The following is a 25,726-nucleotide window of genomic DNA, read 5'->3' as shown; positions in this document are numbered from 1 at the left end:
GCGATGGTGGAACCACCGACCACCACCGATCAAGGAGATCACCATGGACACCATCCTCAAGGCCGGCCTCGGCACCCTCGCCGCGGTCGCCGTCCTCGGCGCCGGCGGCATCGCGATGGCTTCGGCCGACACCGAGCCGCCCACGATCTCGCCCGTCGTGCAGACACCGAGCACCGACGACGACGCCGACGACGGCGGCACGCAGGTCCCGAACCCGGTGCCCGCCCCGGCCCCGGTCCCGGCACCCGCTCCGGCCCCCGCTCCGGCGCCCGCCCCCGCCAGCGGCTGGGACGACGACGATGACGACGACCGCTACGACGACGACCAGGACGACGACCGCTACGACGACGACCAGGACGACGACCACTACGACGACGACCAGGACGACGACGGGGACGACGACGGCGACGACGACTGACGTCCGCCGAGCAGGGCTGAGGGCCGGGACCGCGAGGTCCCGGCCCTCAGCCGCGTCCCCCGAGCAAGCGTCAGTCGATGCGGTAGCCGATGCCGCGCACCGTGCGCACGAGGTCGGCGCCCAGCTTCTTGCGGAGGTAGCCGACATAGACGTCGACGACGTTGGAGCCCGGGTCGAAGTCGTAGCCCCAGACGTGCGACAGCAGCTGCTCGCGGGAGAGCACCTGCCCCCGGTTGCGCAGGAGCACCTCGGCGAGCGAGAGCTCGCGAGCCGAGAGCTCGACCTCGCGTCCGCCCACGGTCGCGACCCGACGACGCAGGTCCAGGCTGACGTCGCCGACCTCGATGACGTCGCTCTCGACGCCCCCGGTCCTCCGCAGCCGGAGGCGGACCCGGGCGAGAAGCTCGTCGAACCGGAACGGCTTGGCCATGTAGTCGGCCGCGCCGCCCTCGAGCGCTGCCACGGTGTCCTGCACGGAGTCACGCGCCGTCAGCACGATGACGGGCAGGTCGGGCCGGTCGGCGGTGAGGCGCTCGAGCACCGTGAAGCCGTCCAGCCCGGGGAGACCGATGTCGAGCACCACGAGGTCGAACTCGCCGCTCACGGCGTAGTCGAGGCCGGTGACGCCGTCACGGACGACGGTCGGGGTGAACCCGTGGGCCTTCAGCCCCTTGGCCACGAACGAGGAGATCCGATCCTCGTCCTCGACGATCAGGATGCGCACGAGCCCTACCTTGTCAGACGCCTGTGAAGGCCACGCCGGGCTGGAGCGGCAGCACGAGCGTCAGTCGGGCCCCGACCTGCACCGGGTCGACGCGGACCGTTCCGCCGTGGGCGAGGACGATCGCCTGGACGATGGAGAGCCCGAGGCCGAAACCCTCGTCGTCGCTGCCGGCGCGGGCGAACCGGTCGAACAGGACGTCGGCGACGGCCGGGTCGATCCCGGTGCCGGTGTCGCGGACCCACAGCTCGAGGTGCTCGCCGACGACCGCGGAGCCGATCGCGACGACGTCGCCGACCGAGGTGTGGCGGTGGGCGTTGTCGGCGAGCTGGAGGAGGGCCTGCGTGAGCCGCTGGCCGTCGAGGTCGGCGTGGACGGCAGCCGTTCCGTCGAGCCTCCAGTCGCGATCGCCCAGGCCGCGCGCCCGCTCGAGCACCCCGACCGTGAGGGCCGCAGCGTCCGTGGGCGTCCGACGCACGAAGTCGGGACGGACCGACCGCGCCAGCATCAGCAGGTCCCCGACGAGTCGACCCATGCGGTCGACCTCGTCGGTGACCAGGGCTCGCGTCGCCGCGACGTCCTCCAGGTCGTCGGGGTCGAGCACGTCGAGGTGCCCCCGGATGACGGTGAGCGGGGTCCGCAGCTCGTGCGCGGCGTCGTCGAGCAGGCGACGCTGCGCGGCGAACGCCTCCTCGACCCGGTCGAGCATCGCGTTGAAGGTGCGCTGCAGCTCGGCGACGTCGTCGTGGCCGACGACCTCGAGCCGGGTCCGCAGGTCCTGGGCCGAGACCGAGGACCCGGTGATGGCCTGTGCGGTCTCGCGCAGGTCGGTCAGGGGTCGCAGCAGGCGCCCTGCCAGGGCCGCGGCGACGGCGGTGACCGCGGCGAGCACGACCAGCGCGACGACGGCGTAGGTCGTGAGGAGGGAGCGCAGCTCGCTGCGGGCTGCTGACACGTCCTGCACCACGACGAACGCCGCGGTCGAGGATCCGTCGGTGACCGGTTGCACCACGAGGCGGTACTCCGTGCCGTCGACGTCGATCGTGCTGGCCCCGCCGGACGCGCGCAGCTGCTCCACCGTGCCGGCGAAGCGGTCCGACCCCTGCAGCTCGACGTCGACGTCGCCCGTGAACTGGGGGGTCCCGGCACTGGGGAACGCCCAGAGGGACTCCCGGGCGTCAGGTGCGTTGCGCTCGAGGAACGCCAGGACGACGGCGTCCGGTCCCGTGATCCCGGCGGACGGGGCGCGCTCGGCGAAGCCGGAGAACTCCTCCAGCTCCTGCAGCAGCGCCCGCTCGACCGTGCGGTCGATCCGGCGTGACTCCACGGCGTACAGGGCGAGACTCACCAGCACGAGACCGACGATCGTGAGGGCGGCCACCCCGGCGGTGATGCGGGTCCGGACGGTGGCTCGCCGCCACGGCGCGCGCAGGACTCGCGGCGACTCAGTCGTCATCGTCGTCCCCGTCGTCATCGCCGCCACCGTCGTCGTCATCGTCGTCGTCACCGGCCGGCTGGGGGACCGGCGCGACCGGCTGCGGGGCGGGGGCGGGCTCGGGTGCCACGTCGGGCGGAGGAGGGGTGGTGGCCGCCGGCGGCACCTGCACCGGCTCGATGTCCAGGTCGCCCGGCGTCGCCGTGACGAGGCGGAAGGCCACGACCGCCACGATCACCGCAGCCACCACCAGCAGGGCGGCGGGCAGGCGGGACCGGGACGACACGGACCCACTCTGCCGCACACGGTGCCTGCCTTCGTGAGGGGCGCATGAGAGTCCTCTCATGCGCGACGCGAGGGACGCCCGGGCACTCTCACGGCACCTTCATCGGGGCTTCATGGAAGGTCGCGACGATGGGACCACCAGAGCACGAGGCGACGAGTTCGTGTCAGCCTCGCCGGCTGACCTCTGACCACGGCCGGACCTCCCACCGGCCGGCCCCTGCTCCCGGGGGCGCCCGAGGGCCCGAGAACCTACCCCCAGGTCTCGGGCCCTCGGTGTGTGTCTCGCCGCCCAGCGCCCGGCACCCCTGCCGACGGGACTGCTCAGGCGCGGTAGCCGATGCCGCGGACGGTCGTGACGACGTCCGCCCCGAGCTTGCGCCGCAACGAGGCGACGTGGACGTCGACGACGTTCGACCCTCCGGACTCGTCCTCGCCCCACGCCTGACGCCGCAGCTGGTCGCGGGAGAGCGCTCGGCCGGCGTGCCGGGCGAAGGCCACGGCGAGGTCGAACTCCCGAGGCGACAGCTCCACGACCGTCCCGGCGCGCCGGCAGATGCGCGCGGCGAGGTCGAGGTGCACGTCGCCCAGGGTCAGCTCGGAGTCGTCGACGTCGTCCTGGGGCCGCGCCCCCAGGCGCAGACGGATGCGCGCGACCAGCTCGTCGAACCGGAACGGCTTGGTGACGTAGTCGACGGCGCCGCCCTCCAGGGCGGCGATCGTGTCGCGCGCGCTCGTGCGCGCCGTGAGCACCACGACGGGGACGCCCGGGTGGTGCTGGCGGAGGTGGGCCAGGAGGTCGTGCCCGTCGACGTCGGGCAGGCCCAGGTCCAGCAGCACGAGGTCCGGTGACGACGCGACCAGGTCGGCCACTGCGTCGCCGCCCGTGCCCACGACGGTCGGCACGAAGCCCGCGGCCCTGAGGCCGCGGGTCAGGAAGGACGCGATCCGGGGCTCGTCCTCGATCACGAGGATGCTCGTCACGACGCCCCCACCGGAAGGGTGATGCGGAACGCCGCGCCGGGACGCCCCGGCTCGGCGTCGAGGAGCACCAGGTCGCCACCGTGGGACTCGACGATCGCGGTCACGATCGCGAGGCCCAGGCCGTGCCCGGGAGCGCCCGAACGGTCGGCCCGCCCGCGTCCGAAGCGCCGGAAGATCAGCTCCCGGTCGCTGGGGTCCACGCCCGTGCCCCCGTCCCGCACCGTGATCGTCACGCTCTCGTGATCGGCGGCTCCGGTGATGGCGACGGGATCACCGGGCTCCGTGTGGCTGACCGCGTTCTCCACGAGCTGGAGCACGGCCTGGGTGATGCGCTCGGCGTCGATCTCGACGACCCGGCTGGAGGTCACCTCGTGCGACCACGACCGGTCGCCGAGGACGGCGCTCTTCTGGGCGATCCGCTCGACCAGGTCGGCCAGGTCCGTGTGGCGACGCCGCACGAAGTCGGGGCGACGCGCATCGGCGAGCACTCCCAGGTCCCCGACGAGCCGGGTCGTGCGCTCGATCTCCTCCACCACGATCTCGTGGATCTCGGCGACCGTCCGGGCGTCCGCACCCTCGGCCGTCTCGAGGTGGCCGCGCATGACGGTCAGCGGGGTGCGCAGCTCGTGGCTGACGTCGTCGAGCAGGTCGCGCTGGGTCGCGAAGGCGACCTCGAGCCGGTCGAGCATCGAGTTCACGGTCTCCTGGAGGCGGCTCATGTCGTCGCGGCCCGTCACCGTGACGCGTCGGTCCAGGTCGCCCGCCGTGATCGACGCGGCCGTGCGGTGGAGACGACGGAGCGGGCTGAGGATCCGACCCGCGGTCCACCAGGCCGACAACGCCGTGACGATCAGGACGAGCAGGCAGATCAGCGCGTACGTCACCATCAGGTCGTCGAGGCTGTCCATCGCCTTGTCGACGTCGTTGAGCACCACGAGGTGCGCCGCCCCGGCCTCGCCTCGCACCTCGAGCACCGACACGCTGAGCGACTGCCCGCCCTCGCGCAGCATCGTCGAGCCGCCGTCGGGGAGCGAGGCGGCTGAGCTCTCGGCCAGCACCAGCCGGTCCGCCGGTGTGCCGGCGCCGCTCGTGGCCTCGCCGTCGACCACCGCGACGGCCGACACGTCCGGACCGAGAACGGCGTCACGCGCGAACGTCTCGACCAGGTCGGTGGCCGCCGTCTCCGGCTGCTCCTCGAGCACGTCGCGGAAGGCCGTGATGGTGCGCTGGGTGGTGTCGGTCGCGTCGGACAGGACGCGGTGGTCGGCGACCCGGTCGAGCGCCAGCCCGGTGACGGTCAGGGCGATCGTCGTCCACGCCGTCACCGCGAGGGTGAGGCGAGCACGGACCGAGAGGCGGTCGAGCAGGCGGGGAGCCACGCGTCAGCGGTGGCCGCCGTCGTGACGGGAGCCGCCGTCCCGGTCACGGTCGCCCGAGCAGCGGTCGCCGTCGCGCGAGTCGTCGTGGTCGCGGTCGCCGTCCGGCTGCCATCCCTGGCGGGAGTACTGCCCATCGGAGGTGTCGTCGGGGGTGTCCTCCGGGATCGCGGACGCCGGCGGACCCGACGACGCGCCGGAGGACGGGGCGGTGGTCTGACCGCCGCTGCTCGCGGGCGTCGAGCTCGCGGTCGGAGCCGTGGTCGCGCTGCTGGGCGCGGCGGGAGCGGCGACCGGTGCCGCGGAGACGGCCAGCACGGTGCCGGCGTCAGGGTCCGGCTCGGGCGCGGGCGCGGGCGACGGCGACGCCGGGGGAGGCGCCGGGGTCTGCGGCACCGGGGTCTGGGGCCCTGGGGTCTGGGGCACTGGGGTCTGAGGCACTGGGGGAGCGACGTCGTCCGGTGCGGTGGTGCGGTGGTCGGAGCCGGACGTGTCGGGGCTGCCGACCGGCGGGAGGACGAGACGCGACGCGATGACGAGGGACAGGACGACCACGGCCGCCAGTCCCACGAGCGTGACCCATCTCGTCGACCGCATGTCCCCATTGTGTGCCGGGACGCCAACGGGGGCTAGGGGGCCCGGACCATGTCCTTCGGTGTGGCACAGTTCTGCCGTGGCGATCTGGCGTGAGGTGAAGGGTGCGGGCACGGCCCCGTCGACCTCGGCGACCGTCGTCACGATCGGCACGTTCGACGGCGTGCACCTCGGGCACCAGACGTTGCTCGCGCAGGCCCGCGCCGTCGCGGACGCCTCCGGCGAGAAGGTCGTCGCCGTCACCTTCGACCCGCACCCCGTCTCGGTGTTCGCCCCGGACCGCGCCCCTCGCCTGCTCACGGGCATCGAGCGCCGGGTCGAGCTGCTCCTCGCGGGCGGTGCCGACGAGGTGCGCGTGCTGGCCTTCGACCGCGCGATGGCCGCCTGGTCGCCGGACGAGTTCGCCCAGCGGGTGCTCGTCGACGACCTCCGGGCCTCGCACGTCGTGGTGGGCGAGAACTTCACCTACGGCAGCAAGGCGGCCGGCGACGTCGCGTGTCTGGCCGACTTCGGCACGGGGCACGGCTTCGCGGTCGAGGCCGTCGAGCTGGCCGGTGGTTCGGAGGAGTACTCCTCGAGCCTCGTCCGGCGCCTGGTCGACGAGGGCGACGTGGCGGGCGCCGCGGCCGTGCTCGGACGTCCGGCCGAGGTGACCGGCGTGGTGGTCCGCGGCGACCAGCGCGGCCGCGAGCTCGGCTACCCGACCGCCAACGTCCCCGTGCCCTCGGACGTCGCCGTCCCGAGCGACGGCGTGTACGCCGCATGGGTCACCGACCTCGAGCCGGGCGGCGGCGAGCGCTGGGCCGCCGCGATCTCCGTCGGCGACAACCCGACCTTCCAGGGGACCGAGCGGCGCGTCGAGTCCTACGTCATCGATCGCACGGGTCTGGACCTCTACGGACACCGCATCCGAGTCGAGCTCGTGGGTCGACTGCGCGGCATGGACACCTTCGACTCGCTCGAGGCCTTGGTCGAGCAGATGGCCGACGACGTCGAGCGAGCGCGCCAGATCCTGCGCTGACGGGCGGATTCGACCCATCGGGGCCTGCGCTGATAGTCTGAGAGACGCCGTGTACCGGCCGCGGATTCCAGTGCCCCGATGAACATGCCCGGGTGCGCCGCGCTACGAACCCCAGGAGAAGAATGTCGAAGAAGACTGCTGCGCCCACCGTGGCCGAGCTGTCCCGTCCCGAGATCATCGAGCAGTACGCGACGCACGAGGGCGACACCGGCTCTCCTGAGGTCCAGATCGCGCTGCTGACGCAGCGCATCTCGCACCTGACCGGCCACCTGCAGGAGCACAAGCACGACCACCACAGCCGTCGTGGCCTGCTGCTGCTCGTCGGTCAGCGTCGCCGCCTGCTCAACTACGTGCAGAACACCGACATCGAGCGCTACCGCGGCCTCATCGAGCGCCTCGGCCTGCGCCGCTGACACGCCACGGGCGGTCGTCCCACCGGGACGGCCGCCCGCGGTCCATCATGTGAACGACCACAACTGAATTCCACAACTGCATCCAGCACATCCACGGACGAGGAACAGGCCAGCCGTTCGGTCCTCGGTAGTGGTTCTCGGAACGTCGGTCTCACGACCGGTTCCGCGGGCCTCGATCGAAGACCGGAAATTCCCCCACGAAGGGGGAGGGCCATCCCGGCCGCACCGCACGCGAGCATCGCGTCGGCGGCGCCCGCCTGTGCCTCGTCCTCACCAGTGGGCTCTGCCCACGGAAGGGACATCCATGACGGATTCCATCCACACCGTCGAAGCCGTGATCGACAACGGTCGCTTCGGCACCCGCACGGTCCGCTTCGAGACCGGCCAGCTCGCCCAGCAGGCCGCTGGCGCCGTGTCGGCGTTCCTCGACGACGACACGATGCTCCTGTCGGCCACCACGGCCGGCAAGCACCCCAAGGACCACTTCGACTTCTTCCCCCTGACGATCGACGTCGAGGAGCGGATGTACGCCGCGGGTCGCATCCCGGGCTCGTTCTTCCGCCGCGAGGGTCGCCCCTCCGAGGACGCGATCCTCACGTGCCGCCTGATCGACCGCCCGCTGCGCCCGACCTTCAAGAAGGGTCTGCGCAACGAGGTCCAGGTCGTCATCACGGTCCTGGCCCTCAACCCCGACACGCCGTACGACGTGCTCGCGATCAACGCCGCCTCGGCGTCCACGCAGATCTCCGGCCTGCCGTTCACCGGCCCGGTCGGCGCCACCCGCGTCGCGCTCGTCGACGGCCAGTGGGTCGCCTTCCCGACGCACAGCCAGCTCGAGGAGGCCGTGTTCGACATGGTCGTCGCGGGCCGCATCGCCGGTGACGACGTCGCGATCATGATGGTCGAGGCCGAGTCCACCGAGGTCACCTGGGAGCTCGTCCAGTCGGGCGTCCAGGCCCCCACCGAGGAGATCGTGGCCGAGGGCCTCGACGCCGCCAAGGCCGTCATCAAGCAGCTGTGCGAGGCGCAGGCGCAGCTCGCGTCGACCGCCGCCAAGCCGGTCCGCGACTTCCCGGTCTTCCTCGACTACGAGGACGACGCCTACGAGGCCGTCGAGGCCATCGCCAAGGCCCCGCTGGCCGAGGCCGCCCAGATCGCCTTCAAGGCCGACCGCGAGGAGCGCGAGGCCGAGATCAAGGCCGACGTCCTCGAGCAGCTCGGCGAGCGCTTCGAGGGTCGCGAGAAGGAGCTCGGCGCCGCCGTCCGCTCCGTCCTCAAGTCGGTCATCCGCGAGCGCGTGCTGCGCGACAAGGTCCGCATCGACGGTCGTGGCCTCGCCGACATCCGTGAGCTGTCGGCCGAGGTCGGCGTCATCCCGCGCGTCCACGGCTCGGCGCTGTTCCAGCGCGGCGAGACCCAGATCCTGGGTGTCACCACGCTGAACATGCTCGACCTCGAGCAGAAGCTCGACACGCTGAGCCCCGAGACCAAGCGTCGCTACATGCACAACTACAACTTCCCGCCGTTCTCGACCGGTGAGACCGGTCGCGTGGGCTCGCCCAAGCGCCGCGAGATCGGTCACGGCGCCCTCGCCGGCCGTGCGCTGCTGCCGGTGCTGCCGTCGCGCGAGGAGTTCCCGTACGCGATCCGTCAGGTCTCCGAGGCGTTGAGCTCCAACGGCTCCACGTCGATGGGTTCGGTCTGCGCCTCGACGCTGGGCCTGCTCAACGCCGGTGTGCCGCTGCGCGCGCCGGTCGCCGGCATCGCGATGGGCCTCATCTCCGGTGAGGTCGACGGCAAGACCGAGTACGTCACGCTGACCGACATCCTGGGAGCCGAGGACGCCTTCGGCGACATGGACTTCAAGGTCGCCGGCACGCGCCAGTTCGTCACGGCGCTGCAGCTCGACACCAAGCTCGACGGCATCCCGGCCGAGGTCCTGGCCGGCGCGCTGACGCAGGCACGCGACGCGCGCTTCGCGATCCTGGACGTCATGGCCGAGGCCATCGACGAGCCGGACGAGATGAGCCCGTACGCGCCGCGCATCATCACGATCAAGATCCCCGTCGACAAGATCGGTGAGGTCATCGGCCCCAAGGGCAAGATGATCAACCAGATCCAGGACGACACCGGCGCGAAGATCTCGATCGACGACGACGGCACGGTCTTCGTGGGTGCCGACAACGGCGACGCCGCCGAGGCCGCGCGGTCGGCGATCAACTCGATCGCCAACCCGACGATGCCCGAGGTCGGCGAGCGCTACCTCGGTACCGTCGTCAAGACGGTCGACTTCGGCGCGTTCATCTCGCTGCTCCCGGGCAAGGACGGACTGCTGCACATCAGCAAGCTCCGCGACCTCAACGGCGGCCAGCGCGTGAACAACGTCGAGGACGTCGTCAGCGTCGGACAGAAGATCCAGGTCGAGATCGCCGAGATCGGCGACCGCGGCAAGCTGTCGCTGATCCCGGTCGTCGACAAGTCCGAGTCCAACGACGAGCCGTGGGCCGACGCCGCCCCGGCCGCCGAGGAGTCGGCTGACGCCTGATCGGTCGATCTGCACACCGGACCCCGGTTCCCCTCGTGGGAGCCGGGGTCCGGTGCGTCCGGTGTGGGACGATCGGCCGATCATGAGCCCCCTCGATCCCGACCTCCGCGAGCGTGCTGCCGCGCTCGACGCCGCCGATCCGCTGGCACGGTGGCGCGAGGAGTTCGTGCTCGACCCCGACGTCGTGGCCTACCTCGACGGCAACTCCCTGGGGCGACTGCCGCGTCGGACGCAGGAGCGCCTCGCGTCGTTCGTGCGCGAGGAGTGGGGCGGACGCCTGATCCGCGGATGGTCCGAGGGATGGGTCGACCTCCCCGTGGTGGTCGGCGACGCGGTGGGCACGCTCGTGGGCGCGGCTCCGGGTCAGACGATCGTGGCCGACTCGACGTCGGTGTGCCTGGCGAAGGCCCTGCACGCCGCCGTCGGCCTGGTGCCGGAGCGCAGCACCCTCGTGGTCAACGCGGCCGACTTCCCGACCGACCGGTACCTCGCCCGCCGCGTGGCAGCCGACCGGAGGCTCGAGGTCGTCGAGGTGCATCCGTCCGACCCCTCCGGCCTCAGTGCGGACGACGTCGGGGCCGTGCTCGACGACCGGACCGCCGTGGTGCTCCTCAGCCTCGTGGACTACCGCATCGGCTCGCTGCTGGACCTCGCTGACGTCACGGCGCGCGTGCACGCCGCCGGTGCCGTGGTCGTCTGGGACCTGTGCCACTCGGTCGGCGTCGTGCCCACCGACCTGGACGCCGCAGGCGCCGACCTCGCCGTGGGATGCACCTACAAGTACCTCAACGGGGGTCCTGGCGCCCCGGCCTTCCTCTACGCCGCCTCCCGGCACCACCCGCACCTGGACCAGCCGCTGCCGGGGTGGTGGAGCGCCGACGACCTCTTCGCGATGGCCGACGAGCACCGGCCCGCCGCCGGCATCCGGCGCATGCTGACCGGCACACCGCCGGTCCCGGGGATCGTCGCGGTCCAGGAAGGTGTCGCGCTGGCGACGGAGGTGGGTGTCGCCGCGGCGAGGGCGAAGTCGGAGCTGCTCACGGCGTTCGCGATCGAGGCGCTGGACGGCATGGGCCTGGAAGTCGTCACACCGCGCGACCCGGCACGGCGGGGGAGCCACGTCACGGTGCGGCTTCCCGACGCCCGCCGCGCCACCGTGCAGCTGACGGCGCGGGGCGTCGTCCCCGACTTCCGGGAACCCGACCTCCTCCGTCTCGGTCTGGCTCCGCTCACGACCAGCTTCCGTGAGCTGCTGGCGGGTCTCGAGGTCCTCGCGGACGTGGCGGGTTCGTGATGGACCAGGTGGGGAGCAGGCATTCTCTGAAGAGGCGGATGCGGAGATTCGAGCGATGTTTGATGCAGACGTCCAGCTGGAGCCCGACGCGCCGACGGCGTGAACTCGCTCCACGGCGGGACGCGTTGGCCGAGGAGCGGTTCGAGAACTCGAATCACTAGGCTGACGTCCATGACGCGAGTGGCCGTGATCGGCGCGAACGGACGAATGGGATCGACCTCGGCGCAGGCGATCGAGGCCAGTGCCGACCTGGAGGTCGTGGCTCGAGTCGACGTCGGCGACGACCTCGCGGCGATCACCGAGGCCGGCGCGCACGCTGCGCTCGTGTTCTCGACGCCAGACGTCGCCCTCGACCACGTGCGCTGGTGCGTCGAGCACGGCGTGCACGCCGTCGTCGGCACGTCCGGCTTCGACGACTCACGGGTCGCGGCGGTGCGCGAGATCGCCACGGAGCATCCCGGCATCGGCGTGCTCGTGGTGCCCAACTTCTCGATCGGCGCCGTGCTGATGATGAAGTTCGCCGCCGTGGCCGCACCGTTCTTCGAGTCGGTCGAGGTCATCGAGATGCACCACCCGGACAAGGTCGACGCCCCCTCCGGCACCGCGACCCGCACGGCCGAGCTCATCGCGGCCGCTCGCGAGGCCGCCGGCTCCGCCCCGCTCCCGGACGCCACGACCGACGACCCCGACGGCGCCCGCGGCGCGAAGGTCGCCGGCGTCCCCGTGCACGCCGTGCGGGCGCGCGGCTTCATCGCCTCGCAGGAGGTCGTCCTGGGAGACACGGGCGAGATCCTGAGCCTGCGCCACGACTCCTCCACCCGCGAGTCCTTCATGCCGGGCGTGCTCACCGCCCTCCGCTGGGTGCCGGAGCACCCCGGCGTGACCGTCGGCCTCGACGTCGCCCTCGACCTCTAGGTCACCAGGCGGGTGAGGGCGGTCGCGGCGGCGGCGAGGACCAGCATCGGCAGGAACGGGATCCTCGCGAGCAGGCAGGCCACCGCGACGCCGACGCCGACCAGCCGGGCGTCGAGCACGACCTCACGGTCGCCCGCTGCGGTCTGCACGGCCACCAGGGCGGCCAGCAGGCCCACCGGGATCAGCGCCGTCGCCCGCACCGTCAGCCGGTGCTCGAGGATCACGGGCGGCACGGACAACCCGGCCAGCTTGAGCGCGTAGCAGCCGACGCAGACGGTGAGCACGCCCCACCAGAGGTCACCCACGAGCGCGCCCTCCCCACACCAGGCCGAGGACCACGGCCGACAGGCCGCCGAGGATGATCGGCACCCCTGGCGCGGTGATCGGCACGAGGAGCAGGGCCAGCACGACGCCCACCACCGCGACGGCCCGGGTGAGTGCCGAGTCCAGCCGTGGCCACAGCAGCCCCAGGAACGCGGCGGCCACCGCCCCGTCGAGCCCGATCGCCTCAGGATCGCCGATGGCCTCGCCCGCGATCGCGCCGATCGCGGTCGTCAGGTTCCAGAACAGGAAGATCGTGATCCCGGTCCAGTAGAAGCCCAGACGCGCCTGGCGGGACGTGGGTCGGGTCACGCCCATCGCGGTCGACTCGTCGATCACGAGATGCGCCGCCGCCCATCGCCGCCAGCCCCGCACCTGCAGGTGCGGGGCCATGCTGATGCCGTAGAAGACGTTGCGCCCACCGAGCAGGACCGAGGTGAGCGCGCCGGCCAGGGGCGAGCCGCCGGACGCCACGACGCCCACGAAGGCGAACTGCGACGCACCCGTGAAGGCGAGCAGCGACAGGGCGCAGGTCTGCCACACGCTCAGACCCGCAGCCGGACCGAGAGCCCCGAAGGTCACGCCGTAGAGGCCGACGCCGACGCCCACCCCGAGGGAGTCCCGGATGACCGACCGGTCGCCGGCGGGGTCGTGCGCTGGATCGTGCCCAGGGTCGTCCGCAGGGTCGTGCCCTGGGTCGTGATCAGGGCTCATGCGACGGCGGTGTGCAGGCGCACCTGCTTGATCCGACGCCCGTCGGGTGCCTCGAGCTCGCGGAACGCGCCGTCGGACGCCCAGCCGCCGGAGGTCAGGAGGAGGCGGGCGCCGTCGTCGCTCCCCGCCACCCACGTGCGCAGGATCGAGAAGCGATCTGCCGCAGCCGTGTCGGCGGCGGCCTGAACCAGCCGGGTGCCGTGACCGTCGCGGCGGGCACCCGGCACGACGGCCAGGTCGCCCAGCTCGGCGTCGCGCACCGGGTCCGCGTCCGGATCGGATCCGGGGTGCAGCACGCCGTAGCCGACGACCACGTCGTCGTGGGTCGCCACGAGGACGCGGAACCGAGCCTCGGGGGAGTGCGTGAGGGTGCTGCGCCAGCGTTCGGCGTGCTCATCGAGGTCGCCGAAGGCCTCCGTCAGGCCGGCCTCGTCGACCACCCCGAACAGCCCGTCTGACAACCACACCTGCCGCTGCACGGTCGCGAGCGTGGAGGCGTCGTCGGGCCACGCGAGCCGGACGGTGTCGCCCGATCCGGAGGCGGAGGCCCCGGTCACACGAAGGAGTCGATGAGGTCCGACTGCGCGCCGCCGGCGTTGAGCATCGTCTCGGTCATCGACACGTTGCGCAGCGACGGCCAGATCTCGAACGACATGACGATCAGGCCCGGCAGGCCGGCGATCGCGATGGGCCAGCCGCCGGTGTCGGTCACGAAGGCCACGATCACCGCGAGGATCATGGGTGCCTCGCACAGCAGGAGCTTGCGGACCGTCTGGGCGGCGAAGACGCCGACCGCGATGGTGCGGTTCTCCTCCTCGTCGAGGGCCGGGTCGAGCGGCTCGGCCGACAGCCAGACGCGGTCGGCCAGGAAGCCTCCGACCGCGACCGCGGCGAGGAGCCCGACCCACACGGCCCAGTGCGGCCGGTCGGCGTCGGTGCCACCCAGCATCCAGAAGAGGACGGCGAGGAATCCTGCCGTCAGCACGATCTGCAGGAGGGCGAAGTTGCGCAGCTCCCGCGGAGTGGCGTCGTACTCGTTCTGGGCCATGTCGAGATCTTCCCACAGTGGTCCCGTGTCGCCCACCGATCCGGTAGTAACCTCGCACCATGCAGGCGTACCTGGACCTCGTGCAGCGCATCCTCGACGACGGCGTCGAGAAGGGGGACCGCACCGGAACCGGCACGCGCAGCGTCTTCGGGCACCAGATGAGGTTCGACCTCCGTGAGGGCTTCCCGCTCGTCACGACCAAGAAGATCCACCTCAAGTCGGTCGTCGGCGAGCTGCTGTGGTTCGTCTCCGGCGAGACCAACGTGAAGTGGCTGCAGGAGAACGGCATCTCGATCTGGGACGAGTGGGCCGACGAGCACGGCGAGCTCGGCCCGGTCTACGGCCACCAGTGGCGGTCGTGGCCGACGCCGGACGGCCAGACGATCGACCAGCTGCGTGGCGTCATCGCGGCGCTGAAGTCCGACCCGAACTCGCGTCGGCACATCGTCAGCGCCTGGAACGTGGCCGACCTCGACGCGATGGCGCTCATGCCTTGCCACGCGTTCTTCCAGTTCTACGTGACCCCGCAGGACGACGGACCCGGACGCCTGAGCTGCCAGATGTACCAGCGCTCGGCCGACGTCTTCCTCGGCGTGCCGTTCAACATCGCGTCGTACGCGCTGCTCACCCACATGGTGGCGCAGGTCGCGGGCCTCGAGGTCGGCGACTTCGTGCACACCCTCGGCGACGCCCACCTGTACCTCAACCACCTCGACCAGGCGCGTGAGCAGCTCACCCGTGAGCCGCGTGCGCTGCCGCAGCTGCGGCTCGATCCCGCTGTCACCGACATCGACGGCTTCGGCTTCGACTCGATCGAGGTCGTGGGCTACGACCCGCACCCGCTCATCAAGGCGCCCATCGCCGTATGACGGTCACGCTGGTGGTGGCCATGGGCGCGAACCGCGTCATCGGGGTCGACGGGGGGCTGCCGTGGCGACTGCCCGAGGACCTCGCGCACTTCAAGCGCATCACGCTCGGTCACCCGATGGTCATGGGGCGCGCGACGTACGACTCGATCGGCCGCCCCTTGCCGGGTCGCACGACGATCGTCGTGACGCGCCAGGCCGACTGGTCCGCCGACGGCGTCGAGGTCGCCCACTCGCTCGACGACGCCCTGGTGCGGGCCCGCGAGCTCGACGAGGAGGTGTTCCTCGTCGGTGGCGCGCAGGTCTACGCGGAGGCGCTCGAGCGCGACCTCGTCGACGTCCTCGTGGTCACCCGGGTCGCGCAGTCACCCGAGGGCGACGCGGTCTTCCCCGCGATCGACTGGGAGCGCTGGAGCGAGGCGGGCACGGTGCCGCACGACGGCTTCGAGATCGTCACCTACGAGCGCGCCTGACCCGCGCGGCCTCAGCTCAGCAGCGCGAGCTGGCGACTCGTCGCGACGAGCCGACCCTCGGTGTCCCACAGGCGCACGTCCTCGTCGTGGAAGCCGTCGACGATGCGACGCGTCACGACCTCCATCAGCACCCACTCGGAGGTGAAGCGGCGCCAGAAGTGCACCGTGAGCTGGATCGTGGCCGATCCGATCTCGCCGACCTCGGTCGTGACCGGGGGATAGGCGTCGACGATGGCACCGGCGGCGAAGGCGTCGATCGGCCGCTGGTCGGCGGGGCGGATCCAGAACGCCGCCTCCGGGTCACCCGAGGGCGTGCCGGTCATCCACGGGGGCACCGCGGCGTGCCGGGCCGTGTAGCGGTCGGCGATCGGGATCGTGCCGGGCGGCCACTCGGCCATCGGGTCGATGCCGTCCGCGGGCAGCGGGATGCTCGGTGCGACGTCGCCGTCGTGCTGCTGGTCGCCCGCGAGCTCGGCGTCGTGCAGGCTCACGACGGCGTGGGTGATCAGGCTGCCGGCCTGGCTGAGCGTCACGGTGTACGTCGAGACGCGCCTCCCGAGGCGCACGGGGGAGACCGTGAGATCGGCCGGACCAGGCTTCGTGGGCTTGAGGTACGTGACGGCGACCGACAGCGGGTCGGGCTTGTCGGACTCCTCCAGAGCCGCTCGAAGGAGGATGGCGAGGAGGTAGCCGCCGTTGGCGGTTCCCGCCGGGGTGTTCCAGTCGGACGTCAGCTCGACGGAGCGCGTGCCGGGGCCGGTCGGGACGGAGTTCGTCGCCGCATCGAGCTCGTAGGTCATGGTCACATCCTGCCCGGCGCGGCTGGCGACCGTCGCGGGGGCGCCTCGCGATAACCTCGAGTCATGACGTCTCCGCTCGCCTCGACCGGTGCGCCCTTCGGGCGTGTGCTCACCGCGATGGTCACGCCGTTCACGAAGGACGGCGCCCTCGACCTCGACGGCGCGCAGAAGCTCGCCAGCCACCTGGTCGACGCGGGCAACGACGGTCTCGTCGTCTCCGGCACCACAGGCGAGTCGCCCACCACGACCGGCGCCGAGGACGGCCGGCTCCTGGCCGCCGTGCTCGAGGCCGTCGGCGACCGCGCCACGATCGTGGCCGGTGTCGGCACCAACGACACGCGTCACTCCGTCGAGCTCGCCGAGGCGGCGGCGTCGATCGGCGCGCACGGGCTCCTGCTCGTCACGCCGTACTACTCCAAGCCGCCGCAGGCGGGCATCATCGGCCACGTCGACGCCGTGGTGGCGGCCGGCGGTGACGTGCCGGTCATGCTGTACGACATCCCGGGCCGCACCGGCACCGAGCTGGCGCGCGAGACCTACCTCGCGATGAACGACCGCCCGACGGTCGTCGCGGTGAAGGACGCCGTGGGCGACCTGCACCGCGGCGCCTGGATCATGGAGAACACCGACCTCGCCCTCTACTCCGGCGACGACGTGCTCAACCTGGGCTGGCTGGCCGTCGGAGCCGCCGGTGTCGTCAGCGTGGTGGGTCACGTCGCCGGATCGCACTACAAGGCCATGGTCGAGGCGGTCGACGCCGGTGACCTGGCCACCGCCCGTCGCATCGACCGCGACCTCATCGGCCTCGTCGCCGCGCTCATGGGTCAGACCCAGGGCGCCATCGCGGCCAAGGTCGCGGTCCACGAGCTGGGCCTCATCGATTCACCCCGGGTGCGTCTGCCGTTGTCGCAGGCCACCGACGAGCAGGTCGCGAACATCCGCGCCGCTATCCAGAAAGCCACTACGTGAGCCACTTGCACCTCGACCTGACCACCCCACCGCCGCTGCCGGAAGGCGCTCTGCGCGTCTTCGCGCTCGGCGGGCTCGGGGAGGTCGGTCGCAACATGACCGTGTTCGAGTACGGCGGCAAGCTGCTGATCGTCGACTGCGGCGTGCTGTTCCCCGACGAGCACCACCCTGGCGTCGACCTGATCCTGCCCGACTTCGAGCCGATCCGTCACCGCCTGCAGGACATCGTCGCGATCGTCCTGACCCACGGCCACGAGGACCACATCGGCGCCGTGCCGTACCTGCTGCGCGAGCGGGGTGACATCCCCGTCGTCGGGTCGCAGCTCACCCTGGCCCTGGTGGGTCCGAAGCTCAAGGAGCACCGCCTCAAGGAGGTGCCGCGGCACATCGTCAAGGAGGGCGACACCCTGCAGTTCGGTCCCTTCGGCACCGAGTTCGTGGCGGTCAACCACTCGATCCCCGACGCCCTGGCCGTCGCGATCACCACTCCGGCCGGCGTCGCGCTGCACACGGGCGACTTCAAGATGGACCAGCTGCCGCTGGACGGCCGCATCACCGACCTCCGGGCGTTCGCGCGTCTCGGCGAGGCCGGGGTCGACCTGTTCCTGACCGACTCGACCAACGCCGAGGTGCCGGGCTTCACGACCTCGGAGCGCAACATCACCCCCGCGATCGACGCGGTCTTCGCGAGCAGCCAGAAGCGCATCATCGTCGCCTCGTTCGCCTCGCACGTGCACCGCGTGCAGCAGGTGCTCGACGCCGCCGCCAAGCACGGTCGCAAGGTCGCCTACGTGGGTCGCTCGATGGTCCGCAACATGCAGATCGCCCGCGACCTCGGCTACCTGCACGTGCCCGACGGCGTGGTCGTCGACAAGATCGACGCCGCCCCGCCGGAGAAGATGGTGCTGATGTCGACCGGCTCGCAGGGCGAGCCGATGGCGGCCCTGTCGCGCATGGCCAACAAGAGCCACCAGCAGGTCGAGCTGGAGCCGGGCGACACCGTCCTGATGGCGTCGTCGGTCATCCCCGGCAACGAGAACTCGATCTCCCGCGTCATCGACGGCCTCACGAAGCTCGGCGCGAACGTCGTCCACAAGGGCAACGCCCTGGTGCACGTGTCGGGTCACGCCTCTGCCGGCGAGCTGCTCTACTGCTACAACATCGTCCAGCCCACCAACGTGATGCCGGTGCACGGCGAGATCCGGCACCTTCACGCCAACGGTGCGCTGGCGCGCAAGACCGGTGTGCCCAACGTCCTGCTGGCCGAGGACGGCTACGTCATCGACCTGGTCGACGGGCACGCGTCCATCACGGGCGCGTTCGACTGCGGCTACGTGTACGTCGACGGCTCCTCGATCGGCGACATCTCCGACTCCGACCTCAAGGACCGCCGCGTCCTCGGCGAGGAGGGCTTCATCTCGGTCGTCGTCGTGGTCGACTCCACGACGGGCAAGATCGTGACGGGTCCGGAGATCCACGCGCGCGGCATCGCCGAGGACGACAGCGTCTTCGACGGCGTCACGCCCAAGATCGTCCGCGCGCTCGAGGACGCGCTGTCCGAGGGCACGCGCGACTCCCGCCAGCTGCAGCAGGTCATCCGCCGCACGCTCGGCTCGTACGCCGGTCGCACGCTGCGGCGTCGTCCGATGATCGTGCCGATCGTCATCGAGACCTGAGTCGTCCGCCACCTCGGTTCACGCCCGGGGTGGCGATTGTCACGACCTCGACCTCGTCGGGAAACGGGAGCGAAACACGCCGCCCGCACGCTGAACCGGTGGACGCGGGCAGCAGGGTGCGACGACTCGGGGGAGCCGCATCGCCCGCGCGGACGGGGGAGCGGACGTGGTGAGTCGCGTGCTGATCGTCGGCTCGGCCGGGACTCACAGCGCCGAGGGGCGCGCGAACGTGTCCCGGCTGATCAACGCGGTGCGGCGTGAGGCGCACGGACTCGACGTGGCCGACGGCTACGTCGACCAGCAGTCGCCCGCGCTGGCCGAGGTCGTCCGCACCACGGCCGGACCGCGGGCGATCGTGCCGCTCCTGCTGACGCGCGACCCGCTGCCGCTGCGCGCGATGGTGGCGGCGGCCCGGCTCGACCCGTCGGTGTCGGTCACCGCGCCGATCGGACCGGACTGGGTCCTGGCCGAGATCGGTGTGCAGCGCCTCATGGAGGCGGGCGCCCGGCCCGAGGACACGATCGTCCTGGCCGCGGACGCCGTGACCGACGAGGCCGCGCTCGAGGACGTCAGCAAGGCGGCCCGTCTGCTCAGCGCCGTGTGGGGCGGCCGGGTGCACGTCGGCACCCTCGGCGGGCTCGACGCCGACCTCGGTGACGCGATCGACGTGGCCCGTGCGTACGGCAAGCGGGTCGTCGTCAGCTCCTACGTGCTGACCTCCGGATCCGCCCACGACCAGATGCAGCTCAGCGGCGCCGACGTCGTCACGTCGCCCCTCGTGCCCCCGGGGGCGCCCGACCAGCGCCTCGTCGGCCTCGTGCTGGCGCGCGCCCGGTCGCGCTCCGGGTGGATCACCGCCGACGACGGCGAGCACCGCGCCGCCCACGGCTGACCCGGATGTGCTGGCGGACGCCACGCGGGGGTTCGGGGGCTCAATCCTGAGAAAGTCTCGAGTTCTCCTTTAGGCTAGGAACATGGCGACCCGCACGTCTTCCCCGCCGCGCAAGCGGCCGTCCGGATCCCAGGCCCGCAGCCGTGCGAACGGCGGTCGGAGCCCGGCCCGCAAACCTGCCAACCGACGACCCGCCCCGAAGAAGTCGGGCGGGTCTTCCGGTGGTGCCTCCGGAGGCGGCCTCGCCGCGCTCGTGAGCGGGATCGGTCGGATGCTCCGGGCGATCTGGCTCGGCATCGCCACGGCCGTCGGCGCGATCGCGCGCTCGATCGGCAGCAGCGCGCGCGACCTCGACCCCGCGCTGCGGCGCGACGGCGTCGGCCTCGCCGTGCTGGGCGTCGCGATCGTCGCGGCTGCCTCCACCTGGTGGCAGATCCCTGGCCCCGTGGGCCGTGGCGTCCGCCAGATCTGCGAGGGCAGCGTCGGCGTGCTCGCCGGCGCGGTCCCGATCCTGTTCGGCGTGATCGCCTGGCGCACGCTGCGCCACCCGGAGGCCCAGGGCCCCGCCGGCCGCCAGCTCATCGCCTGGACCGCGGTCGTCGGTGGCGTGCTCGGACTCGTGCACCTCGCGAACGGCGTCCCGCGGCCGAACGACATGGCTGCCGTGCGCGACGCCGGCGGCGCGATCGGCTACCTCTTCTCGGCCGTGCCGGTCGACCTGCTGAAGACGCCCTTCGTCGTCGCACCCCTCCTGGTGCTCGTCGTCGCGTTCGGGATCCTGATCCTCAGCAACACCCCCGTCCACGCCGTCCCTGCCCGCTTCCAAGCGGCACGCGACCGCGTGCTGGGCCGCAAGACCGACCCGGAGGCCGAGACCGAGGCCACGGAGCCGCGGCGTCACCCGCGCACGATCGTGCCCGAGGACGAGCCGTACGAGGACCCGATCGTCCCGGACCCCGAGCTCACGGACGAGCCGGCCGCGCCCAAGGGCTCGCGTCGTCCGCGGCCCGAGCCGGTCGAGGACGTCGTGGACGACGAGCCCGTCGAGGTGCCGCCCATGGAGCCCCTGCCGGCGCGCGCCGAGCAGCTCGAGCTCGCGGGCGACATCGTCTACTCCCTGCCCGACAGCACCGTGCTGCGCGAGGGAACGCCCCACAAGGCCCGCAGCAAGGCCTCCGACGACGTCGTGGGCCGCCTCACCGAGGTGCTCGAGCAGTTCAAGATCGATGCCACCGTCACGGGATACACCCGTGGCCCGACCGTCACGCGCTACGAGGTCGAGCTCGGGCCGGCCGTCAAGGTCGAGAAGGTCACGGCGCTGAGCAAGAACATCGCCTACGCCGTCGCCTCCAACGAGGTCCGCATCCTCAGCCCGATCCCGGGCAAGTCCGCGATCGGCGTCGAGATCCCGAACGCCGACAAGGAGATGGTCAGCCTCGGCGACGTCCTGCGCTCCGCGAAGGCGCGGGGCGACCACCACCCGATGGTCGTGGGTCTCGGCAAGGACGTCGAGGGCGGCTACGTCGTGGCGAACCTCGCCAAGATGCCGCACCTCCTGGTCGCCGGCGCGACCGGCTCGGGCAAGTCCAGCTTCGTGAACTCGATGATCTCCTCGATCCTCATGCGCACGACGCCCGACGAGGTCCGCATGATCCTGGTCGACCCGAAGCGGGTCGAGCTGACGGCGTACGAGGGCATCCCGCACCTCATCACGCCGATCATCACCAACCCGAAGAAGGCCGCCGAGGCGCTGCAGTGGGTCGTGCGCGAGATGGACCTGCGCTACGACGACCTGTCCGCCTACGGGTTCCGCCACGTCGACGACTTCAACAAGGCCGTCCGCTCGGGTGCGGTCAAGCCGCTGCCGGGCAGCGAGCGCGTGCTGGCGCCGTACCCGTACCTGCTCGTCGTGGTCGACGAGCTCGCGGACCTGATGATGGTCGCCCCGCGCGACGTCGAGGACTCGATCGTCCGCATCACGCAGCTCGCCCGTGCCGCCGGCATCCACCTGGTGCTCGCGACGCAGCGGCCGTCGGTCGACGTGGTCACCGGCCTCATCAAGGCCAACGTGCCCAGCCGTCTCGCGTTCGCCACGAGCTCGCTGGCCGACAGCCGGGTCATCCTCGACCAGCCCGGTGCCGAGAAGCTCGTGGGCCAGGGCGACGGGCTGTTCCTGCCGATGGGTCACAGCAAGGCGATGCGCATGCAGGGCGCCTGGATCACCGAGGCCGAGATCGTGTCCGTCGTCGAGCACTGCAAGACGCAGCTCGAGCCCTCGTACCGCGAGGACGTGACGGTCGCGCAGCAGAGCAAGCGCGAGCTGGACGACGACATCGGTGACGACCTCGACCTCGTGATGCAGGCCGTCGAGCTCGTCGTGAACACGCAGTTCGGCTCGACCTCGATGCTGCAGCGCAAGCTGCGCGTCGGCTTCGCGAAGGCCGGCCGGTTGATGGACATCATGGAGAGCCGCGGCATCGTGGGCCCGAGCGAGGGCTCGAAGGCCCGCGACGTGCTCATCAAGCCGGAGGAGCTCGACCAGGTGCTCGCCACCATCGGTGCGGAGTGAGCGCGCGCGCATGAACGAGCCCTTCGAGATCCACCGACGCGTCGGCCTGTACGCCGGAGTGGCGACCCTGTGCCTCCTCGTGGCCGCGGGGCTGGGCTACGTCGCCTACGCCCGTCCGGAGCCGTACCTCTGGATCGGCACGGGCGTCCTCGCACTGCTCGCCTTCGTGCTCCTGCGGGGCACCGTCGACGCGCGCACACCCCTGTTCGTCGCCGACGACCACGGCGTGCGCCTGCAGACCGACGACGGCTGGATCGGCCTGCTCTGGGACGAGATGGGCGAGATCCGCGTGGAGCCCCGCTACGGCATCCGCGACGACGCCCGGGTCAAGGTCATCAGCCTCGACGGCCGCAAGGTCTACTCGACGCCCGTGGGCTTCGCGACGACGGTCGGACCCGACCAGGCGATCGCCGAGTTGGCGCGTCGCCGCGGCCCTGCCGCATACTGAGGCGTCCAGCCCCCGCCTGAGAGGCCTTCATGCCTGAGCCGACGTCCGGCCCCGACAGCACCACGCCCCCGAGCAACCTCAACATCGCGAACGCCCTGACCGTCCTGCGCATCGCCGGTGTCCCGCTGTACGGGTGGCTGCTGCTCGTCGACGGCGGCAGCGACATCGAGACCCGGGTGTGGTCGTTCGTGGCGTTCTCGCTGCTCATGATCACCGACCGGATCGACGGCGACCTTGCGCGCAGCCGCGGCCTCGTCACCGACTTCGGCAAGCTCGCCGACCCGATCGCCGACAAGGCGCTCACGGGGATGGCCTTCATCGGTCTGGCGATCATCTTCGACCACTGGCTGTTCTGGGTCGTCGCGATCCTGACGCTGATCCGCGAGTGGGGCATCACCGTGATGCGCCTGTTCATCGCGAAGTACGGCGTGATGCCGGCCAGCCAGGGCGGGCGCATCAAGACGACGGTGCAGGCCGGCGCGCTGGCCCTGTACTCGCTGCCGCTGGAGCTGTGGGACACCACGGCCAGCGACGTCACCACCTGGGTCGCCCACGTGTTCCTCGCCGTCGCCTTCGTCATCACGATGGTCACGGGCGTGCAGTACGTGATCGACGCGCGCAAGCTGCGCGCCGACTGGCTCGCGAGCCAGGACGCCTGATCCCGTGAGCGGCGCGCCCGAGCTCGTCGCGCTGCTCACGGCGCGAGGTCTCACCGTGGCGACCGCCGAGTCGCTGACGGGCGGGGCGGTCTGCAGCGAGCTCGTGTCCGTCCCCGGCGCGTCGCTGGTCGTGCGCGGCGGTGTCGTCGCGTACGCCGCGGACGTCAAGCGCGCGGTCCTCGGGGTGCCTCAGGACCTGATCGACGCCGTGGGCACGGTCGACGCGCGCGTGGCGCGGGCCATGGCCGAGGGCGTGCGCTCGCGACTCGGGGCGGACGTCGGTCTGGCCACCACGGGCAACGCCGGCCCCGACCCGTCCGAGGGCAAGCCGGTCGGTCGCGTGCACGTCGCGACGGCCATGGCCGACGGCACGACGGACTGGGTCCTCGACCTCGTCGGTGACCGGGCGGCCATCCGTCGTGGCACCGTGGACGCCTTGCTGTCGCAGGCGGTCGCTAGGCTGACGACATCGGCAGACAGTTGACGGAAGAACTTCGGGTCGTCCGGCGTTGTCCTCGGTACCACCGCAGCGATGTCGGTACGGTGGAGCAGTCCGAAGATCCAGTGGAGGTGCGGCGATGGCCACGATGCGACAGCTCGTCGGCGAGGTCCTCCGTGCGCACCGCGCGGAGCAGGGCCTGACCCTGCGAGCCCTCTCCGGTCGTGCCCGGGTCAGCCTGGGTTACATCTCCGAGATCGAGCGCGGCCAGAAGGAGCCCAGCTCCGAGCTGCTGGCCGCCCTGGCTGACGCGCTCGAGGTGCCCCTGTCCTCGGTGCTGCGCGACGTCGCCGACCAGATGGAGCTGCACGAGGTCGCCTCGCAGGAGGTGGCGCTCGCGCCGCTGGCCAGCGTGTCGTCCATCGCGGGCGACGGCGTCCGCGCCTCCGCCGCCTGACCAAGACCCGGGCGCGGTTGGCCCGATCTCGACCTTGCTGAGTGCGATGCTGCCGACCTAGCGTCGAACGCAGGAGCAGGCCCGGGCTGACGTCCGGGCAACCATCCGGAGTGTCTGGGTGGGGCTGGTTCATCGGAGATCTCATGAGAGCCACGAAGCGAACGCTGCTCGCGGGAATGATCGCGGTCGCACTTCTCGGCACCGGCTCTATGCCAAGTGCGTCGGCCGTCGTTGATCCGAACCCCGGCGTCGTCGATCCGGGATTGGAAGAACGACTGCTGGCGCTTCCACAGGGATCGAGCATCGAGAGTGTTGTCGCGGCGATGTACCCCGACAACGACCTAGCGCAAGCTGATCTTTTGGAAGTCATCGACCTGCCGGAAAGCGGTCAGTCACGGTCGTCGACCCCCGACCACATGTCCGTGGCCCCGAGGAGTGGGATCGGCAAAGCTTGGAAGATCGCCAAGTGCGTCGCTGCTGTCGGAGTCTTCATCGCCGGGAACGCGCTCCTCATCACCAAGGCATCCAAGTTCGGCGGCGTCGCGAAGGGCGCGAAGCTCATCGTCGAAGCCGGAAATCGACAGGAGCGGTTGAAGCTGCTCATCGCGATCTTCGGCGAAGTGAGTGGCCTGAGCGCCGTTGCCTCGAAGTGCGGCTGAGGGAGGTGAGTCACGTGCTTGAACAGTTCTTCCGTGCTTCCTTCGTCGTCGCGACTGCCCTGCAAGTCGTGGTGGTTGCCGTCCTGTGCGTCCAGGTGGCGCGCGCCGTGCGCTCGCGATCGAGCGACGTGAGCACCGTCATCACGACAGGCGACACCGTGACCGGTGTGCTGATGTTCGCCGGGCCTGCGGTCCTGGTGAGCACTGTTCTCCATGGATGGTTAGCCGTCGACGGCACCGATGTCCTCACGTACGCCAGTGCCTTCGGCATCGTCTCTGCGGCCGTCATCGAATGGGGGCGAGCGCACGACCGGCCTGCGGCTCGGCTGGTGATTCTGCTTCCGCTCGCAATGGGCGTCGTCGCAGGTGCCGTCACTGCGTGAACGCATCGCTCTTCGCGGACGCGGCGCGACCTGTACTGCGGCGACCGGCTTCGCCGCACATGTCATGCTGACGGGGTGCGACACAGCGAGTTCTGGGAGCGGATGGACCTGCACCTGGGGGAGTCCTACGCCCGCGTCTGGGCCGACACCCAGGTCATCGGCGACCTCGACCACCGCACGCCCACCGAGGCGCTCGACGCCGGGGTCGCGCCCAAGCAGGTCTGGCGCGCCGTGCACTCGCGCCTGCAGCTGCCACCCAGCGACCGCTGACGCGACACGCCGGCGTGTCGCGCGCCGCATGCACGTCTTCGAACACCTGTTCCCGTACTGTCGTCCCCAGGTAGACGCACCGAGA

Annotated in this window: 30 protein-coding genes; 19 read left to right on the top strand and 11 right to left on the bottom strand. The window is 71.5% G+C overall.

Annotation, left to right across the window (positions count from 1 at the left end; genetic code table 11):
* The first annotated feature begins 43 nt into the window (after positions 1-43).
* Positions 44-418 carry a hypothetical protein gene (locus tag LO931_RS13520; RefSeq protein ID WP_229054244.1) on the top strand — a complete coding sequence of 125 codons (375 nt, stop codon included), beginning with the start codon at positions 44-46 and terminating at the stop codon, positions 416-418.
* 70 nt (positions 419-488) lie between these two features.
* Here the strand turns inward: LO931_RS13520 and LO931_RS13515 are convergent, their stop codons facing one another.
* The 6 genes from LO931_RS13515 to LO931_RS17590 all read right to left on the bottom strand — a co-directional run bounded on the left by LO931_RS13515 (position 489) and on the right by LO931_RS17590 (position 5,813).
* Complete coding sequence (locus tag LO931_RS13515; protein WP_229054243.1) at positions 489-1,142, bottom strand: response regulator transcription factor; 654 nt, start codon at positions 1,140-1,142, stop codon at positions 489-491.
* A gap of 13 nt (positions 1,143-1,155) precedes the next feature.
* Positions 1,156-2,595: a cell wall metabolism sensor histidine kinase WalK gene (locus LO931_RS13510; RefSeq protein WP_229054242.1), complete on the bottom strand. Its 1,440-nt coding sequence runs from the start codon at positions 2,593-2,595 to the stop codon at positions 1,156-1,158.
* Positions 2,585-2,860, bottom strand: a complete 276-nt coding sequence (locus LO931_RS13505; protein WP_229054241.1) for a hypothetical protein — start codon at positions 2,858-2,860, stop codon at positions 2,585-2,587. The genes LO931_RS13510 and LO931_RS13505 overlap by 11 nt, the downstream gene beginning before the upstream one ends.
* 320 nt (positions 2,861-3,180) lie before the next feature.
* Positions 3,181-3,840, bottom strand: coding sequence for a response regulator transcription factor (locus LO931_RS13500; RefSeq protein ID WP_229054240.1), 660 nt, complete (start codon positions 3,838-3,840; stop codon positions 3,181-3,183).
* Positions 3,837-5,219: a cell wall metabolism sensor histidine kinase WalK gene (locus tag LO931_RS13495; RefSeq protein ID WP_229054239.1), complete on the bottom strand. Its 1,383-nt coding sequence runs from the start codon at positions 5,217-5,219 to the stop codon at positions 3,837-3,839. Before LO931_RS13495 ends, LO931_RS13500 begins: the two co-directional genes overlap by 4 nt.
* 3 nt (positions 5,220-5,222) lie before the next feature.
* A complete protein-coding gene (locus LO931_RS17590) occupies positions 5,223-5,813 on the bottom strand; it encodes a hypothetical protein (protein ID WP_304523515.1) in 591 nt (196 codons plus the stop codon).
* Between the two features lie 76 nt (positions 5,814-5,889).
* Between LO931_RS17590 and LO931_RS13485 the strand changes: the two genes are divergently transcribed.
* From LO931_RS13485 to dapB, 5 genes are all read left to right on the top strand, one after another.
* Positions 5,890-6,831 (top strand): bifunctional riboflavin kinase/FAD synthetase, encoded by a 942-nt coding sequence (locus tag LO931_RS13485; RefSeq protein WP_229054238.1) that lies wholly within the window; start codon positions 5,890-5,892, stop codon positions 6,829-6,831.
* A gap of 122 nt (positions 6,832-6,953) precedes the next feature.
* On the top strand, positions 6,954-7,244 hold the full coding sequence (gene rpsO / locus LO931_RS13480) for a 30S ribosomal protein S15 (protein ID WP_229054237.1): 291 nt from the start codon (positions 6,954-6,956) through the stop codon (positions 7,242-7,244).
* Positions 7,245-7,548: 304 nt separating this feature from the next.
* A complete protein-coding gene (locus LO931_RS13475; RefSeq protein WP_229054236.1) occupies positions 7,549-9,789 on the top strand; it encodes a polyribonucleotide nucleotidyltransferase in 2,241 nt (746 codons plus the stop codon).
* An 82-nt stretch (positions 9,790-9,871) separates the two neighbouring features.
* Positions 9,872-11,083 (top strand): kynureninase, encoded by a 1,212-nt coding sequence (locus tag LO931_RS13470; RefSeq protein ID WP_229054235.1) that lies wholly within the window; start codon positions 9,872-9,874, stop codon positions 11,081-11,083.
* 171 nt (positions 11,084-11,254) lie between these two features.
* The gene (dapB, locus tag LO931_RS13465) at positions 11,255-11,998 is read left to right on the top strand and encodes a 4-hydroxy-tetrahydrodipicolinate reductase (protein WP_229054234.1); all 744 of its coding nucleotides are present in this window, start codon (positions 11,255-11,257) and stop codon (positions 11,996-11,998) included.
* On the opposite strand, the gene LO931_RS13460 is transcribed toward dapB, so the two are convergent.
* From LO931_RS13460 to LO931_RS13445, 4 genes are read right to left on the bottom strand one after another with little or no spacing between them, the layout of a single operon-like run.
* Positions 11,995-12,303 (bottom strand): AzlD domain-containing protein, encoded by a 309-nt coding sequence (locus LO931_RS13460; RefSeq protein WP_229054233.1) that lies wholly within the window; start codon positions 12,301-12,303, stop codon positions 11,995-11,997. The genes dapB and LO931_RS13460 overlap by 4 nt on opposite strands.
* A complete protein-coding gene (locus LO931_RS13455; protein ID WP_229054232.1) occupies positions 12,296-13,033 on the bottom strand; it encodes an AzlC family ABC transporter permease in 738 nt (245 codons plus the stop codon). The genes LO931_RS13460 and LO931_RS13455 overlap by 8 nt, the downstream gene beginning before the upstream one ends.
* Positions 13,030-13,590, bottom strand: coding sequence for a GNAT family N-acetyltransferase (locus tag LO931_RS13450; RefSeq protein ID WP_229054231.1), 561 nt, complete (start codon positions 13,588-13,590; stop codon positions 13,030-13,032). Before LO931_RS13450 ends, LO931_RS13455 begins: the two co-directional genes overlap by 4 nt.
* The gene (locus tag LO931_RS13445; RefSeq protein ID WP_229054230.1) at positions 13,587-14,081 is read right to left on the bottom strand and encodes a hypothetical protein; all 495 of its coding nucleotides are present in this window, start codon (positions 14,079-14,081) and stop codon (positions 13,587-13,589) included. The genes LO931_RS13450 and LO931_RS13445 overlap by 4 nt, the downstream gene beginning before the upstream one ends.
* A 59-nt stretch (positions 14,082-14,140) precedes the next feature.
* Here LO931_RS13445 and LO931_RS13440 point away from each other — a divergent pair, with 59 nt between their 5' ends.
* Both LO931_RS13440 and LO931_RS13435 read left to right on the top strand, forming a co-directional pair.
* Complete coding sequence (locus LO931_RS13440; RefSeq protein ID WP_229054229.1) at positions 14,141-14,950, top strand: thymidylate synthase; 810 nt, start codon at positions 14,141-14,143, stop codon at positions 14,948-14,950.
* Complete coding sequence (locus LO931_RS13435; protein ID WP_229054228.1) at positions 14,947-15,420, top strand: dihydrofolate reductase; 474 nt, start codon at positions 14,947-14,949, stop codon at positions 15,418-15,420. The genes LO931_RS13440 and LO931_RS13435 overlap by 4 nt, the downstream gene beginning before the upstream one ends.
* 11 nt (positions 15,421-15,431) lie before the next feature.
* Here LO931_RS13435 and LO931_RS13430 read toward each other — a convergent pair whose 3' ends face one another.
* Complete coding sequence (locus LO931_RS13430; protein WP_229054227.1) at positions 15,432-16,220, bottom strand: thioesterase family protein; 789 nt, start codon at positions 16,218-16,220, stop codon at positions 15,432-15,434.
* A gap of 63 nt (positions 16,221-16,283) precedes the next feature.
* Here LO931_RS13430 and dapA point away from each other — a divergent pair, with 63 nt between their 5' ends.
* The 11 genes from dapA to LO931_RS13375 all read left to right on the top strand — a co-directional run bounded on the left by dapA (position 16,284) and on the right by LO931_RS13375 (position 25,641).
* Entirely contained in the window at positions 16,284-17,189 is a 906-nt protein-coding gene (dapA, locus tag LO931_RS13425) for a 4-hydroxy-tetrahydrodipicolinate synthase (RefSeq protein ID WP_229054226.1), read from the top strand.
* Positions 17,186-18,865 (top strand): ribonuclease J, encoded by a 1,680-nt coding sequence (locus tag LO931_RS13420; protein ID WP_304523514.1) that lies wholly within the window; start codon positions 17,186-17,188, stop codon positions 18,863-18,865. The genes dapA and LO931_RS13420 overlap by 4 nt, the downstream gene beginning before the upstream one ends.
* 169 nt (positions 18,866-19,034) lie before the next feature.
* Positions 19,035-19,757: a sirohydrochlorin chelatase gene (locus LO931_RS13415; protein WP_229054225.1), complete on the top strand. Its 723-nt coding sequence runs from the start codon at positions 19,035-19,037 to the stop codon at positions 19,755-19,757.
* An 82-nt stretch (positions 19,758-19,839) separates the two neighbouring features.
* Positions 19,840-22,326, top strand: coding sequence for a DNA translocase FtsK (locus LO931_RS13410; protein ID WP_229054224.1), 2,487 nt, complete (start codon positions 19,840-19,842; stop codon positions 22,324-22,326).
* A 10-nt stretch (positions 22,327-22,336) separates the two neighbouring features.
* Positions 22,337-22,774, top strand: a complete 438-nt coding sequence (locus tag LO931_RS13405; protein ID WP_229054223.1) for a hypothetical protein — start codon at positions 22,337-22,339, stop codon at positions 22,772-22,774.
* Positions 22,775-22,803: 29 nt separating this feature from the next.
* Entirely contained in the window at positions 22,804-23,433 is a 630-nt protein-coding gene (locus tag LO931_RS13400; RefSeq protein ID WP_229054222.1) for a CDP-alcohol phosphatidyltransferase family protein, read from the top strand.
* A 4-nt stretch (positions 23,434-23,437) separates the two neighbouring features.
* Positions 23,438-23,917 carry a CinA family protein gene (locus LO931_RS13395; protein WP_229054221.1) on the top strand — a complete coding sequence of 160 codons (480 nt, stop codon included), beginning with the start codon at positions 23,438-23,440 and terminating at the stop codon, positions 23,915-23,917.
* 94 nt (positions 23,918-24,011) lie between these two features.
* Positions 24,012-24,329, top strand: coding sequence for a helix-turn-helix domain-containing protein (locus LO931_RS13390; protein ID WP_229054220.1), 318 nt, complete (start codon positions 24,012-24,014; stop codon positions 24,327-24,329).
* Positions 24,330-24,472: 143 nt separating this feature from the next.
* The gene (locus LO931_RS13385; RefSeq protein WP_229054219.1) at positions 24,473-24,988 is read left to right on the top strand and encodes a hypothetical protein; all 516 of its coding nucleotides are present in this window, start codon (positions 24,473-24,475) and stop codon (positions 24,986-24,988) included.
* A 14-nt stretch (positions 24,989-25,002) separates the two neighbouring features.
* Positions 25,003-25,371, top strand: coding sequence for a hypothetical protein (locus LO931_RS13380; protein ID WP_229054218.1), 369 nt, complete (start codon positions 25,003-25,005; stop codon positions 25,369-25,371).
* A gap of 75 nt (positions 25,372-25,446) precedes the next feature.
* Positions 25,447-25,641, top strand: coding sequence for a DUF3046 domain-containing protein (locus LO931_RS13375; protein WP_229054217.1), 195 nt, complete (start codon positions 25,447-25,449; stop codon positions 25,639-25,641).
* The last annotated feature ends 85 nt before the right edge of the window (positions 25,642-25,726 follow it).

Source organism: Aeromicrobium sp. Leaf350 (genome assembly GCF_916858655.1).
Taxonomy (GTDB): Bacteria; Actinomycetota; Actinomycetes; order Propionibacteriales; family Nocardioidaceae; genus Aeromicrobium.
The sequence above is the reverse complement of the archived record's forward strand: the minus strand, read 5'-3'. Positions and strand labels throughout refer to the sequence as shown.